Annotated in this window: 12 protein-coding genes; 6 read left to right on the top strand and 6 right to left on the bottom strand. The window is 68.4% G+C overall.

The genetic code is table 11. From position 1 onward, the window contains the following. Both ACTWQJ_RS02120 and ACTWQJ_RS02115 read right to left on the bottom strand, forming a co-directional pair. A partial coding sequence (locus tag ACTWQJ_RS02120) for an AAA family ATPase (protein ID WP_443304897.1) occupies positions 1–2,062 on the bottom strand: 2,062 nt, incomplete at its 3' end. A gap of 71 nt (positions 2,063–2,133) precedes the next feature. Continuing rightward, positions 2,134–2,721 carry a TetR/AcrR family transcriptional regulator gene (locus ACTWQJ_RS02115; RefSeq protein WP_443304895.1) on the bottom strand — a complete coding sequence of 196 codons (588 nt, stop codon included), beginning with the start codon at positions 2,719–2,721 and terminating at the stop codon, positions 2,134–2,136. Positions 2,722–2,896: 175 nt separating this feature from the next. Here ACTWQJ_RS02115 and ACTWQJ_RS02110 point away from each other — a divergent pair, with 175 nt between their 5' ends. The 5 genes from ACTWQJ_RS02110 (at position 2,897) to ACTWQJ_RS02090 (ending at position 8,352) form a co-directional block, all read left to right on the top strand. Continuing rightward, positions 2,897–4,339: an aldehyde dehydrogenase gene (locus tag ACTWQJ_RS02110; protein WP_443304894.1), complete on the top strand. Its 1,443-nt coding sequence runs from the start codon at positions 2,897–2,899 to the stop codon at positions 4,337–4,339. A gap of 375 nt (positions 4,340–4,714) precedes the next feature. Beyond that, positions 4,715–5,173 carry a nuclear transport factor 2 family protein gene (locus tag ACTWQJ_RS02105; RefSeq protein ID WP_443304893.1) on the top strand — a complete coding sequence of 153 codons (459 nt, stop codon included), beginning with the start codon at positions 4,715–4,717 and terminating at the stop codon, positions 5,171–5,173. A gap of 121 nt (positions 5,174–5,294) precedes the next feature. After that, the gene (locus ACTWQJ_RS02100) at positions 5,295–6,533 is read left to right on the top strand and encodes an epoxide hydrolase family protein (protein WP_385789133.1); all 1,239 of its coding nucleotides are present in this window, start codon (positions 5,295–5,297) and stop codon (positions 6,531–6,533) included. Positions 6,534–7,006: 473 nt separating this feature from the next. After that, positions 7,007–8,035, top strand: coding sequence for an alpha/beta fold hydrolase (locus ACTWQJ_RS02095; RefSeq protein WP_443304892.1), 1,029 nt, complete (start codon positions 7,007–7,009; stop codon positions 8,033–8,035). Between the two features lie 119 nt (positions 8,036–8,154). Further along, complete coding sequence (locus ACTWQJ_RS02090) at positions 8,155–8,352, top strand: hypothetical protein (protein WP_443304891.1); 198 nt, start codon at positions 8,155–8,157, stop codon at positions 8,350–8,352. Positions 8,353–9,090: 738 nt separating this feature from the next. On the opposite strand, the gene ACTWQJ_RS02085 is transcribed toward ACTWQJ_RS02090, so the two are convergent. The 4 genes from ACTWQJ_RS02085 to ACTWQJ_RS02070 all read right to left on the bottom strand — a co-directional run bounded on the left by ACTWQJ_RS02085 (position 9,091) and on the right by ACTWQJ_RS02070 (position 13,085). Beyond that, a complete protein-coding gene (locus tag ACTWQJ_RS02085) occupies positions 9,091–10,320 on the bottom strand; it encodes an epoxide hydrolase family protein (protein ID WP_443304890.1) in 1,230 nt (409 codons plus the stop codon). A gap of 47 nt (positions 10,321–10,367) precedes the next feature. Next, positions 10,368–10,811: a nuclear transport factor 2 family protein gene (locus ACTWQJ_RS02080; RefSeq protein ID WP_443304889.1), complete on the bottom strand. Its 444-nt coding sequence runs from the start codon at positions 10,809–10,811 to the stop codon at positions 10,368–10,370. 119 nt (positions 10,812–10,930) lie between these two features. Next, positions 10,931–12,433 carry an MFS transporter gene (locus ACTWQJ_RS02075; protein WP_443304888.1) on the bottom strand — a complete coding sequence of 501 codons (1,503 nt, stop codon included), beginning with the start codon at positions 12,431–12,433 and terminating at the stop codon, positions 10,931–10,933. A 55-nt stretch (positions 12,434–12,488) separates the two neighbouring features. Then, positions 12,489–13,085, bottom strand: coding sequence for a TetR/AcrR family transcriptional regulator (locus ACTWQJ_RS02070; protein ID WP_443304887.1), 597 nt, complete (start codon positions 13,083–13,085; stop codon positions 12,489–12,491). 370 nt (positions 13,086–13,455) lie between these two features. Between ACTWQJ_RS02070 and ACTWQJ_RS02065 the strand changes: the two genes are divergently transcribed. Further along, the gene (locus ACTWQJ_RS02065) at positions 13,456–15,249 is read left to right on the top strand and encodes a thiamine pyrophosphate-binding protein (protein WP_443304886.1); all 1,794 of its coding nucleotides are present in this window, start codon (positions 13,456–13,458) and stop codon (positions 15,247–15,249) included. Positions 15,250–15,439 lie beyond the last annotated feature (190 nt).

Here is a 15,439-nt window from a genome sequence, read left to right as displayed (position 1 = left end):
CTTCGGTGAGAGCGGCGGTGGTGCCGATGGCGTCGGCGGTCTGGGTGAGGAAGCCGACGCCGCGGGGGCGGGCCCAGGCGTCGACGGTGGCCTGCAACTCCCGGGCCCGGTCCACCTGGCCCCGCAGGGCGGCCAACAACCCCAGATACGCACGGGTGTGATGAGCGAGCAACAGGTATCCGTGGGACGTCGTCAGCTCCAGGCAGCGCTGTCCGGTGCGCTCGGCCTCGTCCCACTCACCGACCGTCATCTGGTCCAGCATGATCAGGTGCTGCGTGGTCATGCTGTTGCGTACGAAGCCCGTCTCGGCCTCGCGGTCCACGGTGCGCTGGAGATGCGGCCGGTACTGGCTGAGGGTGTCCACGTGGTAGGCGGCGACCCCCAGCCGGGTGATGTCCCAGGGCTCCATGTCCGCAAGCCGGGCGAACTCACGCTCCACTCTGTCCCCTACCTCGGCACCGTGCCGGACCACGTCGCCCCACGCGTCGCGGTAGATCAGCGAGCGCGACGGGGCCAGATCGCCCAGTGAGCCGAGCAAGACGCGGGTCTCCTCCCACTGCGCCGGGTCACCGGCGTACTGGTCGATCGCCAGCAGCAGGTTCACGAGACGTGTGAGCACCTCGGACGCCTTGTGCGGTTCGCGGTCGAGCAGGTTCTCGATCGCCGCGGTCACCTGGCGGTGCGAGTGCTGTACGTCTCCGTCCTCGAAGAGCGCCATGTAGGCCGAGGTGACCACGGCGGCCGGGGACTCGGCCGTGCCCGGTGCCCGGTCGGAGCGGACGAGCTGCTGCGCCTGGTCGAAGAGCCCCGCGTGTCCGGCGACGAAGGCCGCGTCGCCGAGCCTGCGGGAACGGTCCTCGTGGTTCTCGCTGAGTTCCGCGGCGCGGGTCAGCCAGGCCACGGCGGCCACCGCGCCGCCCCGCCGGGTCGCGGACTCGGCCGCCGCCTCCAGGGCGGCCGCCACCTCTTCGTCCGGGTCGACGGTCGAGGCCGCGAGATGCGTGGCCCGCCGCTCGATGTCGTCGCGGTGCACGTGGGCGAGGGCCGCGTGCACCGCGCGCCGCTGGTTGGGCGTGGCCATCTGGACGACGGTGGAACGTACGAGCGGGTGCCGGAAGACGAACTCGCCGCTGAGCGGGTCGACGTCCAGCAGACCGCAGGCCGCGGCCTCGTCGGCGTCGCGCATGCGGTAGCGCCCCAGACCGGGTGCCGGCGCCGTTCCGGGTGTCGCTCCGACACCGTCGAGAGCACCGCGCAGCAGCTCCTCACGGACGCCGTCGCTGAGCTTTCTGACACGTGTGCCGTATACGTGCTGGAGGCGTCGGGGCAGCGGCAGTGAGGCATCGTGGAGTCCGAGGACTCCGGCGGTCGCGAGTCCCGCGTGACCGACGCGGACGTGGGCGGGCAGTTCGAGCAGGGCCAGCGGGTTCCCCCGGGCCTGGTCCAGCACCAGCCGGCGGACAGCTGTGTCCAGGTCCGGGTGGCGCAGGTCCAGAAGCTGTCGGGCGGCCGTGTCCGGCAGGGCTCTGACGGGCAGTTCGGGCAGGGCGGCGGTGTCGAAGCCCGATGTGATGTCCGAGCGCAGTCCGACCGCGAGCTTCACCGAACTGCCGGTGAGCCGGCGACCCACGAAACCGATCACCGCGATGCTGGAGGCGTCCAGCCACTGGCCGTCGTCGAGGACCAGCAGCAGCGGCTTCGCCGAGGAGGCCAGGGACAGCAGGTCGAGGACGGCGATGCCGACCGACATGACCGACGGCGGCTTCCCGGCGCTGCGGCCGAAGGCGGTGTCGAACGCGGTGCGGTGCACTTGGTCCAGACCGTCGACGGAGGGCAGCAGGGAGTGGAACAACTGGTGCAGACCGGCGAACGGGAGCCCGGACTCCGCCTCGACCCCGGCGGCCCGGACCACCTCGTGGCCTGCCTGCGCCGCCACTTGGGCGACATGGTCGAGCAAGGTGCTCTTGCCCACACCCGTCTCCCCCTTGAGGACGAGGGCCTGACCTTCGGCGGCCGTCACGAACGCGGACAACCGCCCTCGTTCGCCGTCCCGGCCGATCATCGTCACGAGCGACGCCACGGCGCCTCACTCCCCTCACCAACGAACCAGCCACATGTGCACACGCTTCGAGCCTATGTGTGCGGAGCCCTGCTTTCGCGGCGAAGCGAGCCGCTGGGCACAAGTTCGGCTCGCTCCGGCTCCCCGGTCTCCGCCGGATGCGGGGCACGGTGGCTCGGGATGCCGATGCCGCGCACATACGTGTCGACCGCCACGTCGGCCGCCTGCCCGGGGCTCAGGTGTGCCAGCTGATGCGCTGCCAGGTTCACCAGCTCGGGCAACAGCGGCCCCGCCCATCCCTCCGGGAGGGCAGGGCGCAGGAGGCCTTCGTCGGTGGCGCGCCGGAGGAAGGCGTCGACCTCGCGGACGGATGCGTCGCGGCGTGCGTGAATGGTGTCGTCGGCGAGCATGCGGGCGAGGTCGACGGGCCAGGTGCGGTTGACGGCGATGATGTTCTCGACGTAGCGGTGCAGGGCGACGGCGACGGGTGCCTCCCGGAGCCGCGCGTCCTCGATGGCGTGCTCGATGGCCGTAAGGCGAGATTCGTAAATGGCCGCCAGAAGGTCCTCGCGCGAGGCGAAGCGTCGGTAGACCGTGCGCCGGTCCACACCCGCCTCGGTGGCGATGCTCGCGATGCTCGCGGCGGGGTCGGCGGCGAGCATACGTGCTCCGGTGGTCAGGACGGCTTCCAGGTTGCGCGCAGCGTCGGCTCTCATCCCTTAAAAGTACCTCTGATGTAGAGGATCACGTCTTTGTAACCACTCTAATGCGCACTTAATGAATGAAAGTGCTACATTAAAGTGGCATTTAGATGGCACACGGGAAGAGAGAAAGCACATGATCATCTACGACCGGCTTTTCGTCGGAGGTACCTGGGCCGAGCCGAGCAACCCGGAGCTGCTCGACATCGCCTCCCCGCACGACCGGTCGGTGGTCGGCCGCGCCGCACAGGCACAGCGGGCGGACATCGACCGCGCGGTCGCCGCGGCACGGGCCTCCTTCGAGGCGGGCGAGTGGCGTCTGACCCCGCCCGCGGAGCGCATCGCGGTCCTGCGGCGGTTCAACGCACTGCGCGAGGAGAACGCGGAGAAGATCGCACACCTGATCTCGCTGGAGAACGGCTCGGCCGGCTGGTTCACCCGCGCCGGACAGCCCGGCCTGACCCGGCAGGCGAACGCCTACCTGAAGGCGGCGGAGGAGTTCGGCTGGGAGGAGACGCTTCAGCCCTCCGACCCGGCCTCCCCGGTGCGCAGCGTGGTGCGCCGCGAGGCGGTCGGCGTCGTCGCCGCGGTGATCCCGTGGAACTCGCCCTTCTCCTCGGCCACTTCGAAGATCATCCCGGCCCTGGTCGCCGGCAACTCCGTGGTCCTGAAGGTCTCCCCGGAGAACTCGCTGAGCATGGGCTTCCTGGCCGAGCTGCTGGAGCAGGTGGGCCTGCCCGAGGGCGTGATCAGCGTGCTGCCCGCCGACCGGGAGACCAGTGAGTACCTGGTCTCGCACCAGGACGTCGACAAGATCGCCTTCACCGGCTCGACGCGAGCCGGCCGCCGCATCGCCGCGATCGCCGGCGAGCAGCTCAAGCGGGTCAGCCTGGAGCTGGGCGGCAAGTCCGCCGCCATCATCCTTCCCGACGCCGACATCGAGAAGGCCGTCGCGGGCGTGAAGTTCGGCTCCCTGCTCAACAACGGCGAGTCCTGCATCGCCCAGACCCGGATCCTGGCCCCGCGCAGCCGGTACGAGGAGGTCGTGGCCGCGCTGAAGGACCTGGTGGAGTCGCTCAAGGTGGGCGACCCGAACGACCCCGACACCTTCATCGGCCCGATGATCCGCCCCGACCAGCAGGAACGGGTGCGCAACTACATCCAGCTCGGCATCGACGAGGGCGCCCGCCTGGTCACCGGCGGCCCGCAGATCCCCGAAGGCCTGGAGAAGGGTAACTACGTCACGCCCACCGTCTTCGCCGACGTCGACAACTCCATGCGGATCGCGCAGGAGGAGATCTTCGGCCCGGTCCTGGTGGTCATCGCCTACGACGACGAGGACGACGCCGTCCGCATCGCCAACGACTCCGAGTACGGCCTCTCCGGCGGCGTCTGGTCCTCCGACGAGAAACACGCCCTGGCGGTCGCCCGCCGCGTCCGCACCGGCACCATCACTGTCAACGGCGCCTCCATCGCCTTCGACGGCCCGTTCGGCGGCTTCAAGGCCAGCGGCATCGGCCGCGAGTACGGCGCGGTCGGCCTCGGCACCTACACCGAGTACAAGACCATCACCGTCTGACCCCAGACCGTGCGAGCGTTCCAACCCCTCGCACGACACAGAACGACCGCCGACGGCGGCAGGTGGCCCAATCACCTGCCGCCGTCGGCGGTCGTTCCCGCTCAGAGTGCTGCGTTGTCGGCGGTCCCGGGGGAAGTCCGTGCTGCGCAACCGGTCCGCACTATGACCGGCGTCACTCCTTTTTGGACTTGCAGGTCCAATCTGGTGGGCGCATGATGAATGGACCGAACAGTCCATAAGAAGTCGGGGCGCCTCGGCGATGTTCGCATCACCGGCAGGCTGATCGCCAGCCCTCGGCGGACGCGCATGACGTCGGAGACGGACGGGCCGGGCGCTGCGGAGATCCGCACATCATTGGGAGAAGGAAGATCGATCATGGAAACTATTGAGCGCCTCAGCATCACTGAGGAACTCCGCCGTCTGATGGCCCGCTACGTCCGCTACGCGGATCACCAGCGCTGGGGCGACCTGGCGAACCTGTTCACACCTGACGGCACGTTCACCCCGCACAAGCCGGACGGAACGGTGTGGCTGCGCATGAACGGTCGGGACGAGATCGCCGCGACGGTCGGCTCCAGCGGCGGCCCCGGTGTCACCCTGATCCACCACCTGTTCTCTGACGAGATCGACGTCGACTCGGGGACCACCGCCCGCGGCGTGTTCGCGATGGAGGACATCGTCACCCGGCCCGAGGGTGCTGAGGTGTCCGAAACCATTCCCTTCAGGGGTATGCACGGCTTCGGCCACTACCACGCACGTTTCGTCAAGATCGATGGTTCCTGGCGGATCGCCGAGCTCAAGCAGACCCGAGTCCGTCTGGACTTCACCGCCTGACCGCGCCCCTTCGCTTCGCCCGGAGGCGGGCAACCCAACCGGCCACGGCGCGACTTCGCCCCCGACACCTGCCTACCGAGTAACAACCTCTCTTTCATTCCCACACGAAAGCAGCATTGACATGAGTAACAGCAACAAGCCCGCCGCGCTGGAGCCGTACAACATCGACGTCCCCCAGGACGTCCTCGATGACCTCAAGGACCGCCTGAAGAAGACCCGTTTCTTCGACGACCTGGACAACGAGGAGGAGTACTACGGCATCAGCACCGCATACCTGAAGCCGCTCGTGGAGTACTGGGCGGACGGCTTCGACTGGCGTGCGCAGGAGAAGCGGCTGAACTCCTACAACCAGCACAAGGTCGAAATCGACGACACACCCGTGCACTTCGTGTACGAGCGCGGCAAGGGCCCGAACCCGATCCCGCTCATCATCAGCCCCGGATGGCCGTGGCCCGGCGAGTTCAGCTATGCGCTCATCGGCCCGCTGACGGACCCCGCCGCCCATGGTGGTGACCCGTCCATCTCGTTCGACGTCATCATCCCGGACCTGCCCGGCTTCGCCTGGTCCACCCCTGTCAGCAGGGGCGATCTGAACTACTGGAAGATCGCCGACATCCTGCACAAGCTCATGACCGAGGTGCTGGGCTACGAGAAGTACGGGGCGGCGGGTTCCGACTACGGTGCTCTGGTGACGAGTGCGCTCGGCCACAAGTACGCCGACAGCATCATCGGCCTGCACTACGGCCACGACATGCCTCCGGGGCAGTTCGCCAACGAGCGGTTCTGGGACCTGACCGACGGCAACAAGATCCCCGAGGACGCCTCGCCGGAGCTGCGGGAGGGCTTGGAGAACTTCGTCAACACGTATGCCTCGCACGTCGCTGTCCACATGCTGGACGGCTCGACCCTCACCCACGGTCTGAACGACTCTCCCATCGGGATGCTCGCCTGGCTGCTGCGGCGGTGGAAGAAGTGGAGCGACAAGCGGGGCAACTTCGAGGAGGCTTTTCCCCGCGACTTCATCCTCACCCAGGCCACCATCTTCTGGGTGACGCAGTCCATCGGCACCTCGATCCGGATGTACCGCAACGCGGTGCGCCACCCGTGGGTGCCCTCCCACGACCGCCAGCCCGTCGTCGAGCCGCCGGCCGGCTTCACCTTCCTGCTCGGCGACGCCTACCCGCCCGCCATCAACACTGTCGAAGAGCGCATCGCCCTCTTCGAGAACGGGCCGACGCGCAGTTCCTTCAACGTGGTCAACGCCAACGCCCACATGAAGGGCGGCCACTTCGTCCACTACGAGAACCCCGAGGCGTTCGCCTCGGACCTCGTCGAGACCTTCCGCAGGATCGGTGGCTGACCCTGCAGGCGACGGGCCTCCTGCTCCGATCCCGGAGCAGGAGGCCCGTCGCTGTCAGAACCCCGGCACCGGTCGCCCGCGCAGCCGGTCGAGATGTGCGACATCGTCGGGACGGGTCGTCCAGACCACATGATGGCTGCGCACCGAGCCATGCTCCACTGCGGGCAGGGGCCCTGTGGCAACGTCCGGAAGCCTTATGGCCGGCCACCGCACTGGGGGCTGGAGGCGACGCTTTCTCGCCCGCTGCCGAGGACGGAACACCTCAGCAGCAGACCCACGCCCAGCACCACGCCGACGCTCAGCACCCCGCTCCGATAACGGAGTTGGCCGACACATGTGCAGCGCCGCCACGTCGTCGGTTCCTTGACAGAGGCACCTGATACGACGATCCTCGTAACCTGTTAGAGCGGTGATGCATGGTGAGTGTGTACACATGTATCTCACACGCTCCGGATCGAACGCGAGGAAACGACATGATCAGCAGACGGAGACTGACCCGGGCCATGACGGCGGCGGCGGCGACCGGAGCCGCCGGTCTCACCGGGTCGGGTCGGGCGTCGGCACGCACGGACACGGCGCCGACCGGGCGGATCGCACGCGATCTGGGGCCGGTGCGCCATACCCGTACCGATGTCCTCGACATCGCATATCACGACGTGGGCCCGGCCCACGGCAAGCCCGTGATCCTTCTGCATGGCTGGCCCTTCAGCCCCGTCGGCTCCTACGCCGAGGTGGCGCCCGCGCTCGCTCGGCGCGGCTACCGCTGCTACATCCCCTACCTGCGCGGCCACGGAGAGACCCGGTTCTTCCGTGACGACACCCTTCGCTCCGGCGAGCAGGCGGCGCTCGGCGCGGACCTGATCGCCTTCATGGACGCCCTGCGCCTTCCCCGGGCCCTGTTCGCCGGATACGACTGGGGCGGGCGGGCCGGTGACGTCGCCGCGGCTCTGTGGCCGGAGCGCTGCACCGGCGTGGTCTCCGTGAACGGCTACCTCATCCAGAACCTCGCCGTCGCCCAGGAGCCGCTGGCGCCCGCGCTCGAGGAGGGGTACTGGTACTTCTTCTACTTCCTCACCGAGCGTGGGCGGAAGGGGCTCCAACGCAACCGGGAGGACCTGGCACGGGTCGTCTGGCACCGCAACTCGCCCCAATGGCAGTTCACCGAGGCCGAGTTCGCGCAGGCGGCGGAGCTGTGGACCAACCCGGACTACGTCGACGTCGTGATCCACAGCTACCGGCACCGCCTGGCCGCGGCCCCCGGCGATCCCCGTTACGCGGAACTGGAGAAGCGGTTGCTGGAACAGCCGAAGATCACCGTTCCTGCCGTCACCCTGGACGGACAGGCCGACGGCGTCATCCCGCCGACCGACGGGACCGGCTACGCCGCCCACTTCTCGGGCCCTTGGAAGCACCATGTCGTCCCGGGGGCCGGACACAACCTCCCTCAGGAGCGGCCCCAAGCCTTCACCGCCGCGATCCTCGAAGTCGACACCATGAGGTGACTGATCCGCGCCCCGACGTTCGTCACCGTCTTGACAGGTGACGAGTGGGAGGGTGTGCTGATAGCAGTCCAGGGCAACAACCAGGACGCCATCCACGATCGACGAAGTGGAGCACGGTCATGCACAAGGGGCTCACCGCGGAAGCCGCCGAGGCGGCGGTACGACACGCGCGATTCGGCAGGCTTCCCGAGCGCATCCGCTTCGAGGACATGACCGAAGAGGTCGAGGCCGCGCCGGCCGAGGGGGTCAACGCATCGTACGACCCCGCGGGCTCGTGGAAGTTCTACTCGTGCCTCGCCCTCGACCTGGGGCTGTAGACACCCGGCAGACACGGACACCCCTTGTGCGCGGACGACTACATACGCTGCAGAGCCACGTGTTGACATGACCGGGCTCTGTGTACCGCCACAAGGGCTCCATGCGATCGCAGCACTTGGAGACAGCAGCCCGATGAACGACCTGGACCGCCCAGCCTGCCTTGCCCCAGCACGGCTGATCGGGCGGGATGGGGTCTCGACTTCCTACGGTCCCGCTTCAGCGGCTCCGCGATCCACGGAGCGACGCTCCTGCTGACCGGCGAGGCCGGCATAGGCAAGGCCGTCCTGCGTCCGACTGCGCTCTCGTAGAAGCCCTGTTCACCCTGATCCTGTTGTGCTCGTACAGCGGCGATCCACAGAAGTTGCCACCGCTGTTCCGGGCCCCTCGACCGGCTCACCCCCGCACCTCCCGACCTGCTGTGGGTGTGCGCGCAGAGGTTCGCCGACCTGGCACGCACCGCGCCCGGCCGCCGGTACCTGGCCGCACTGCCGCATCTGTGCCTGGACTACCACCAGGCGGGCCGCTGGGCCGAGGCCGCGCTGCCGGCCGGAGGGGGCTGGTCCTGTGCGAGGAGTACGGCTGCCGCTTTTTCGCCTGCAAACTCCAGTTCGTGCAGACGCTTGTGGTCAGGGAGCGGGGCGACGGGCGCCGATACGTCGGAGAGGCAGAGGGCCCGGGGACGGACCGGCTCTGGGGATGGCCAGCCCGCCCTCGGATGCTTTCGGCCGGTCCGACCGTCAGTCGGTGCGCCCGCGGAAGGTACGGCGCACGTCGTCGACCCAGGCGTCGGGTACTTCCCAGAACACGAAGTGGCCTCCGCCCGGGTGAGCGGTGACGTTGACGTGGTTGAACCAGGGCGCCCGGGGGCTGCCCAGGAAGTCCTGGACCCGGTTCTCGGTGGCCACGCCAGGCGGGTTCTCGTACCCGACCAGGGTGATGCCGGTGGGTGCCTGAACGGGCGGGGTGAGGTCGTGGGACGGGGTCCACGGGTAGCGGTTGGCGTTGGCGTACATCCGCATCGATGTGCTGATCGAGTTGGTGGCCCAGTAGATCGTTGCGTTGGTGAGAATGTCGTCCTTGCTGAAGACGTTCTCGACGTTGCCGTCGTTGTCGCTCCAGTTCGTCCACCGTTCGAGGATCCAGGCCAGCATGCCGGCCGGGGAGTCGCTCAGCGCGTGGCCGAGGGTGCTGGAGTCGAGCATGTGCACGGCGACGTGGGCGACGAAGCGCTTCTGGAAGGAGAGGATCCCGGCGCGGATGTCCTCGGGCGTGCCCTCGGGGATCGTCTTGCCGCCGGTGAGGTCCCAGGCCCGGTCGCCGTTGAACATGTTCAGCGGGATCGGTGAGCCGACGTGGATGGCGTACAGCGATTCGTAGTACTTGTGGCCGAGTTGAGCGGTGACCATGGAACCCAGGTCGGAGCCGGTGGCTGCGTACTTCTCATAGCCGAGGACTTCCGTCATCAGCTTGTGGAACAGGTCGGCGGCCTTCCAGAAGTTCATGTCCGGGTTGTCGGGCAGGGGCGTGGACCAGCCGAAGCCGGGCGTTGAGGGGACGATGACGTCGAACGCCTCGGCCGGGTCTCCGCCGTGGGCACCCGGATCGGCGAGCTTGTCGATGACCTTGGTGGCCATCGCGACGGTCCAGGGCCAGCCCTGGAAGAGCAGCATCGGCTTCGGATCGGGGCCGACACCGGCCCTGCGCATGAAGTGGATGGGCATGCCGTCGACTTCGACCTGGTATTGCTCGTACTGGTTGAGCTCGGCTTCTGCCTCGCGCCAGTCGTATCCGTCGATCCAGTAGTCGATCAGTTCTTTCAGGTACTGACCGTCCACGCCGTAATACCAGTCGCGATTGCCGGCGTCCACGGCGTAACGGGTGCGCTGCAGACGCTCCTTGAGGTCGACGAGTACCTCGTCGGGGACGTGGATGGTGGTGGGGGTCAAGGGGAAGGGCTTGCTGGACATGCGGGAGTCTCTCTCGGGTGATGAGGCGTGGCCGAGGTGGCTCCGGGTCAGGGAACGATCTTGAGCCGCAGCCGGGTGAGCTCGCAGTCGGAGATGCGCCACTCGCCGTCGACCTTGCGATACGTGTCGTGATAGTGGCCGAAGCCGTGCAGGAAGGAGTAAGGGGCCTCGGGATGGGCCTCGCGGTCGTGGTAGATCCGGTCCTCCATGGCCCACACACCTTGAGCAGTTGTGTCCGAGGTGAATGTGACCTCGTGTGTGAACAGGTGGTGGATGGGCTGGCCTGCCCCGACACGGCCGCCGATGGTCTTCGCGAATTCGGCGGCGGTGACTTCGTTGGCGAGTGTGCCGTCGACATTGCGGAATCGCATGACGGCGTCGTCAGTGAAGACTCCTGCCATCTTCTCCCATTGCCTGGTGTCGGCGTACCGGACGTAGCGGGCCCTCAGTTCGCGGATTTGGTCGAGGTCGGTATGTGTCGTGGCGGTCATGTATCCGCCCTCCTTCGCCGAGATGTATCTATTGCCTAACAGATGTGTCTTGCCCGTGTACTCAGTCATACAACTGCCGGTGACACATGTGAGGGGTGGGTTGAGCTTCGGCCGCTTCCTCAGGGACGGGGTACCGGAGCGGTGCTTTCCGCGGTCTGGTCCGCGCCGATGTGCATGTCCTGCGACTCGTTCTCCTGGTGGCCGGTGGGTATCAGCAGGCACGAGGTGAGTCCGACGACCGCGGCGACGGCCAGTACCAGGAACACCGCGACCCAGCCGCCTTCGCTCGGGTACCCGTCCGCCCGCGCGGTGGAGGCGAGAATCGTGGTGACGACGGCTGCGCCGACCGCACCGCCGATGGTGCGGATGTTGGCGTTCATTCCGCTCACAGCACCTGTGTGTTCGGCGGGCACCGCGTGCACGACGAGCGCCGACAGTGCGGAAAGGCCGACGCCGAATCCAATGCCGCCTATCGCCATGGTGAGAGCGATTTGCCATGGTTCTCCGTGGAAAGCCGCCAGCAGCAGAAGGCTGACCACGACGGGTACGGATCCAAGGATGAGCAGCGCCTTGGCCGGTATTCGGGTGGCGAGCGGACCGGTCACGACCCCGCTCGCGAACTGAGTGAGCGTCACCGGCAGGAACAGCAGGCCGGACACGGTGATCGACTCGCCGAGCCCGTACCCGGTGGCCGTGGGCACCTGGAGGAAGGACGGGACGAAGCCGAAGACCGAGTAGAGGGTGAAACCGAAGAGGAACGAAGCCAGGTTCGCCGTCCACACAGGACGCATCCGGAAGACGCGCATGTCGATCAAGGGGTGGCGGGACCGGTTCTCCCACCAGACCCACAGCGTCCCGACCGTGAGTGCCCCGGCGAGCAGGCCGAGCGTCCGCCCGGACAGCCACCCCCAGTCCTGGCCGAGGCTGAGCGGCAGCAGCAGGAGGACCAGAGTGCCGGCCAGCGTCACGGTGGCACCCACGTTCAGCCGTCCAGCGGCTGTGGCGCCGCTGGACCGCGGCAGGAAGAAGAACACGGCGATTGCGACGAGCCCATTGGCGATGGCGGGAAGCCAGAACAGCCAGGCGACACCCAGAGAGGAGACGATGGGGCCGGCCACCAGTACCCCGAGTGCCCCGCCGACGGAGCTGACGGCGGCGATCGTGCCGACCGCGGTGCCGACCTGGCGTCGGGGCACCAGGTCGCGTACCAGGCCGAAGGCCAGGGGCAGTGTGGCACCGCCGGCGCCCTGGAGGACGCGGGCGAGGACGAGCACGGGGAGGCTGGTGGCGAGGGCGCCGATCACGCTGCCGAGAGCGAGCAGGGCGAGGACCGCGACGAGTACGTGGCGCTTGCCGACCTGGTCACCGACTCGTCCCAGCACGGGTGTCAGGACGGCGCTCGAGAGCAGGAAGCCGGTGAGCACCCACCCCACTCCGAGCTGGCTCGTGTGGACATGATCGCGCAGCGCCTCCAGACCGGGGTTCACCACGGACTGGACCAGGGCGTACGAGACCGAGGCGACCGATAGAAGCGCCAGCGAGGCCTGCGCCCCTTCCGCGCGGAAGGGGCGCGTCCGGGGTGCGGGGTCGGGGGAGCGCTCCAAAGCAGGATTGGATGGCATGGTCCAATCTTGGCTCACCAAAATAGGACCGTCAAGTCCAATCTTGCGGTCGGGCCTACGCGGTGCCCACGGCCACAGGCTGCAACGGGCTGATCGCCGCGCTCAGGGCCGCGTCGAGATAGTCCGTGCGCCCCGTCCCCTGGAGCATCACGACACCCCCCTGTACGGCCGCCAGGATGCTCCGCGCCCGTCGCCGTACGGCTTCCTCTTCGTGGGACGTAACTGCCTTCACGCCGCGTACGAGAGCTGCCTCCCATTCGTCGTAGAGAGAGGTGACGATCGAGCGGGCCTGGGGCGAGGACTTGCCCAGTTCGGCAGTCAGGCTGCCGAGAGGGCACTTCTGTCCCAGTTCCGTGTAGTGGTCGAGTACTGCCTGCCGCCACCCCTGCCAGGACTCCCACGTGGAGAGATCACCGAGATACGGCTGCTGCGCCTCGAGGACCTGCCCTGCCTCGTACTCGGCCACGGCGGCAAGGATGTCGGCCCTGCCCTCGGGAAAGTAGTGGAACAGCTGGCTCTTGCTGGTGGCCGTGGCTGCCCGCACGTCGTCGAGCGTCGTCTCGGCAGCCCCCTTGTCCCTGGTCAGCATCGCTGCAGCGACGATGATGCGGTGTCGGGTAGCTCTGCCCTTGGCGGTCATTCCCTTGTTCATCTCACCATCATCCCACTTCTTTGGACCTTTCGGTCCATCCCTGGAGTGCGCGACGTCCGGCCATGCCTCCGCCGAAGACACACCCCGCCCGGCAGCCGCGTCATCGCATGAGCAGGCAGCGCCGTCCGGAGCACAGTCGCATTCGGCATGGACAGCCGTCCTGTGCCCCTGGAGTCGAGGACGGCAGACATACTCCCTCCTCGCGCAGACAGCGACACCCACATCCTGCGCGGAACAGTCCATGCCCGCCGCGCAAGGCGTGCTTCCCACTGGGAGTCAACTGACCTCACCTTCCCGTAGCAAACGTGAACTTCTTCCGGCGCTCGACACGTGTTCGGTGTGAACAGCTCATGTGAACGGGAAGGTGGCAATGCAGCGTTCCTCCAAGGACATGGCAACCGGCGGCCCCGGAACGCCACCTCACGACACCGCAGCCACCGCGATCGCGAACGTCCGGCACAACGGCAGGCCGAGCCGGCAGGACGGGGGCGAGGCGATGACGACCCTGGCCGAGGCGATCGGACAGACGCTTGCCGAGGACGGCGTCCGGCACGCCTTCGGGGTCGTGGCCAACGGCAACGTCCTCGCCGTCGCCGGTCTCACCCGCCACGGCGTGCGGTACCTGTCCGCACGTCACGAAGGCGGAGCGATCACGATGGCGGACGCCTACCACCGGACCACCGGCGAGGTCGCCGTGTGCACCACGGGCAGCGGTCCAGGACTCACGAACACCGCCACGGGCGTGGCCGACGCGGTCAAACACCGCAGTGGTGTGCTTCTGCTGTGCGGCGATACGCCTTCGACGGGGCCGCGCAGGATCGACATCGACCAGGACGCCTTCCTGGACTCCCTCGGCGTACCCGTGGTGCGGCTGACCGACCTCGCCACGGCCCGCACCGACACCCTGCGGGCACTGCGGCGGGCACGCGGCGAGCAGCGGCCGGTGGCGCTGTGCCTGCCGCAAGACCTGATCACAGCCCAGGTCACCGAGGAAGTGCCGACCGAGCGACTGCCGGAGCGACCCCGCCGGAAGGCGGCGGACGCCACCGGGACGGCCGCAGCGCTGGAGGCACTGGCCACCGCGAAACGGCCCCTCATCCTGGGCGGGCTGGGCGCCTGGCGCTCGGGAGCCGCCAAGGTCGTCACCGAACTCGGAGACCGGCTCGGCGCGCTCTACGCGACCAGTGCCATGGCCGGCGGCCTCTTCGCCGGCAATCCCTGGTCGCTGGGTCTGTGCGGCGGGTTCGCCTCGCCGTGCGCCGCCGAGCTGATCGGCCAGGCCGACGTGGTGCTCGCCTTCGGGGCGAGCCTCGACCAGTGGACGCTGGCCGATGGCAGGTTGCTCGCCCCCGAGGCGGTGCTCATGCAGGTGGACACCGCACCCGCCCCGACGACCGACCGCGTCGACCTCCTCGTCACCGGCGACGCCACCGAGGTGGCAGCGGCCCTGCTCGACGGCGTCCGGGCGCGCGGCATTTCCCAATCAACCTGGCGCGACGACGTCGCTGACCGGATCACGAACCTGGGCTGGGACCAGGAGCGCTTCGAGGAGGCGCGCACGGACGGCCGGATCGATCCGCGCACGCTGACCCTCGGCCTGGCCGGGCTGCTGCCCGAGACACGCACACTCGTCACCGACGGCGGCCACTTCGTGGGCTGGCCCGCCATGTACTGGTCGGTTCCTGACCCGGCCGGCTACGTCTTCACCGGGGCCGCCTTCCAGAGCATCGGCCTCGGCTTCGCGGGCGCGGTCGGCGCGGCCGTGGGCCGACCGGACCGGACGACCGTGGTCGCCCTGGGCGACGGCGGAGCGCTCATGGGCCTGCCCGAACTGGAGACCCTGGTTCGCACCGGACGCTCGGTGCTCGTGGTGATCTACGACGACGGCGGCTACGGCATGGAGGTCGTCCTGTTCGGCGACCGCGGCGCCGACACCCGTTCCATGCTCTTCGGCGACACCGACTTCGCCGGGACGGCCCGTGCGCTCGGCGCCCGGAGCGCCACCGTGCGCTCGGCGGACGACCTCGCCGTGGTCCGTGACTGGCAGGCCCAGGGAGCCGAAGGCGTCCTGCTCCTCGACTGCAAGGTCGTACCGGGGGTCGTGGCCGACTGTTTCGCCGGGCTCACCACGCTCATCAGCGGCCGACAGCCCCACCATCCGTAGCGGCCGACACCACCTACTCCCCAGCTGGGGCAGTACAGCGAGGGAGTGCCGGCAGGCATGATCGTCGCCCATCAGGGTCTCTTCGGCGCCTTACCGAACAAGATCGGTAAGGCGCCCCGTGATCGGTGGCTTCGTACGGATCGGGCGAAGCGTTCACCGGCGCGGGCGCCGGCTCGACAACCCGGTCGAG

This window comes from Streptomyces sp. KR55 (assembly GCF_052245645.1).
GTDB classification, from domain to species: Bacteria; Actinomycetota; Actinomycetes; order Streptomycetales; family Streptomycetaceae; genus Streptomyces; species Streptomyces flavusporus.
Note: the sequence above shows the minus strand (reverse complement) of the source record. Positions and strands in the feature narration are given on the sequence as shown.

Excerpts from the sequence above, each read along its gene's own strand:
- ACTWQJ_RS02080 (WP_443304889.1), bottom strand. The coding sequence starts at position 10,811 with ATGACCGCCACGACACATACCGACCTCGACCAAATCCGCGAACTGAGG.
- ACTWQJ_RS02065 (WP_443304886.1), top strand. The coding sequence starts at position 13,456 with ATGCAGCGTTCCTCCAAGGACATGGCAACCGGCGGCCCCGGAACGCCA.
- ACTWQJ_RS02095 (WP_443304892.1), top strand. The coding sequence starts at position 7,007 with ATGATCAGCAGACGGAGACTGACCCGGGCCATGACGGCGGCGGCGGCG.
- ACTWQJ_RS02100 (WP_385789133.1), top strand. The coding sequence starts at position 5,295 with ATGAGTAACAGCAACAAGCCCGCCGCGCTGGAGCCGTACAACATCGAC.
- ACTWQJ_RS02115 (WP_443304895.1), bottom strand. The coding sequence starts at position 2,721 with ATGCTCGCCGCCGACCCCGCCGCGAGCATCGCGAGCATCGCCACCGAG.
- ACTWQJ_RS02105 (WP_443304893.1), top strand. The coding sequence starts at position 4,715 with ATGGAAACTATTGAGCGCCTCAGCATCACTGAGGAACTCCGCCGTCTG.
- ACTWQJ_RS02090 (WP_443304891.1), top strand. The coding sequence starts at position 8,155 with ATGCACAAGGGGCTCACCGCGGAAGCCGCCGAGGCGGCGGTACGACAC.
- ACTWQJ_RS02110 (WP_443304894.1), top strand. The coding sequence starts at position 2,897 with ATGATCATCTACGACCGGCTTTTCGTCGGAGGTACCTGGGCCGAGCCG.
- ACTWQJ_RS02085 (WP_443304890.1), bottom strand. The coding sequence starts at position 10,320 with ATGTCCAGCAAGCCCTTCCCCTTGACCCCCACCACCATCCACGTCCCC.
- ACTWQJ_RS02070 (WP_443304887.1), bottom strand. The coding sequence starts at position 13,085 with ATGAACAAGGGAATGACCGCCAAGGGCAGAGCTACCCGACACCGCATC.
- ACTWQJ_RS02075 (WP_443304888.1), bottom strand. The coding sequence starts at position 12,433 with ATGCCATCCAATCCTGCTTTGGAGCGCTCCCCCGACCCCGCACCCCGG.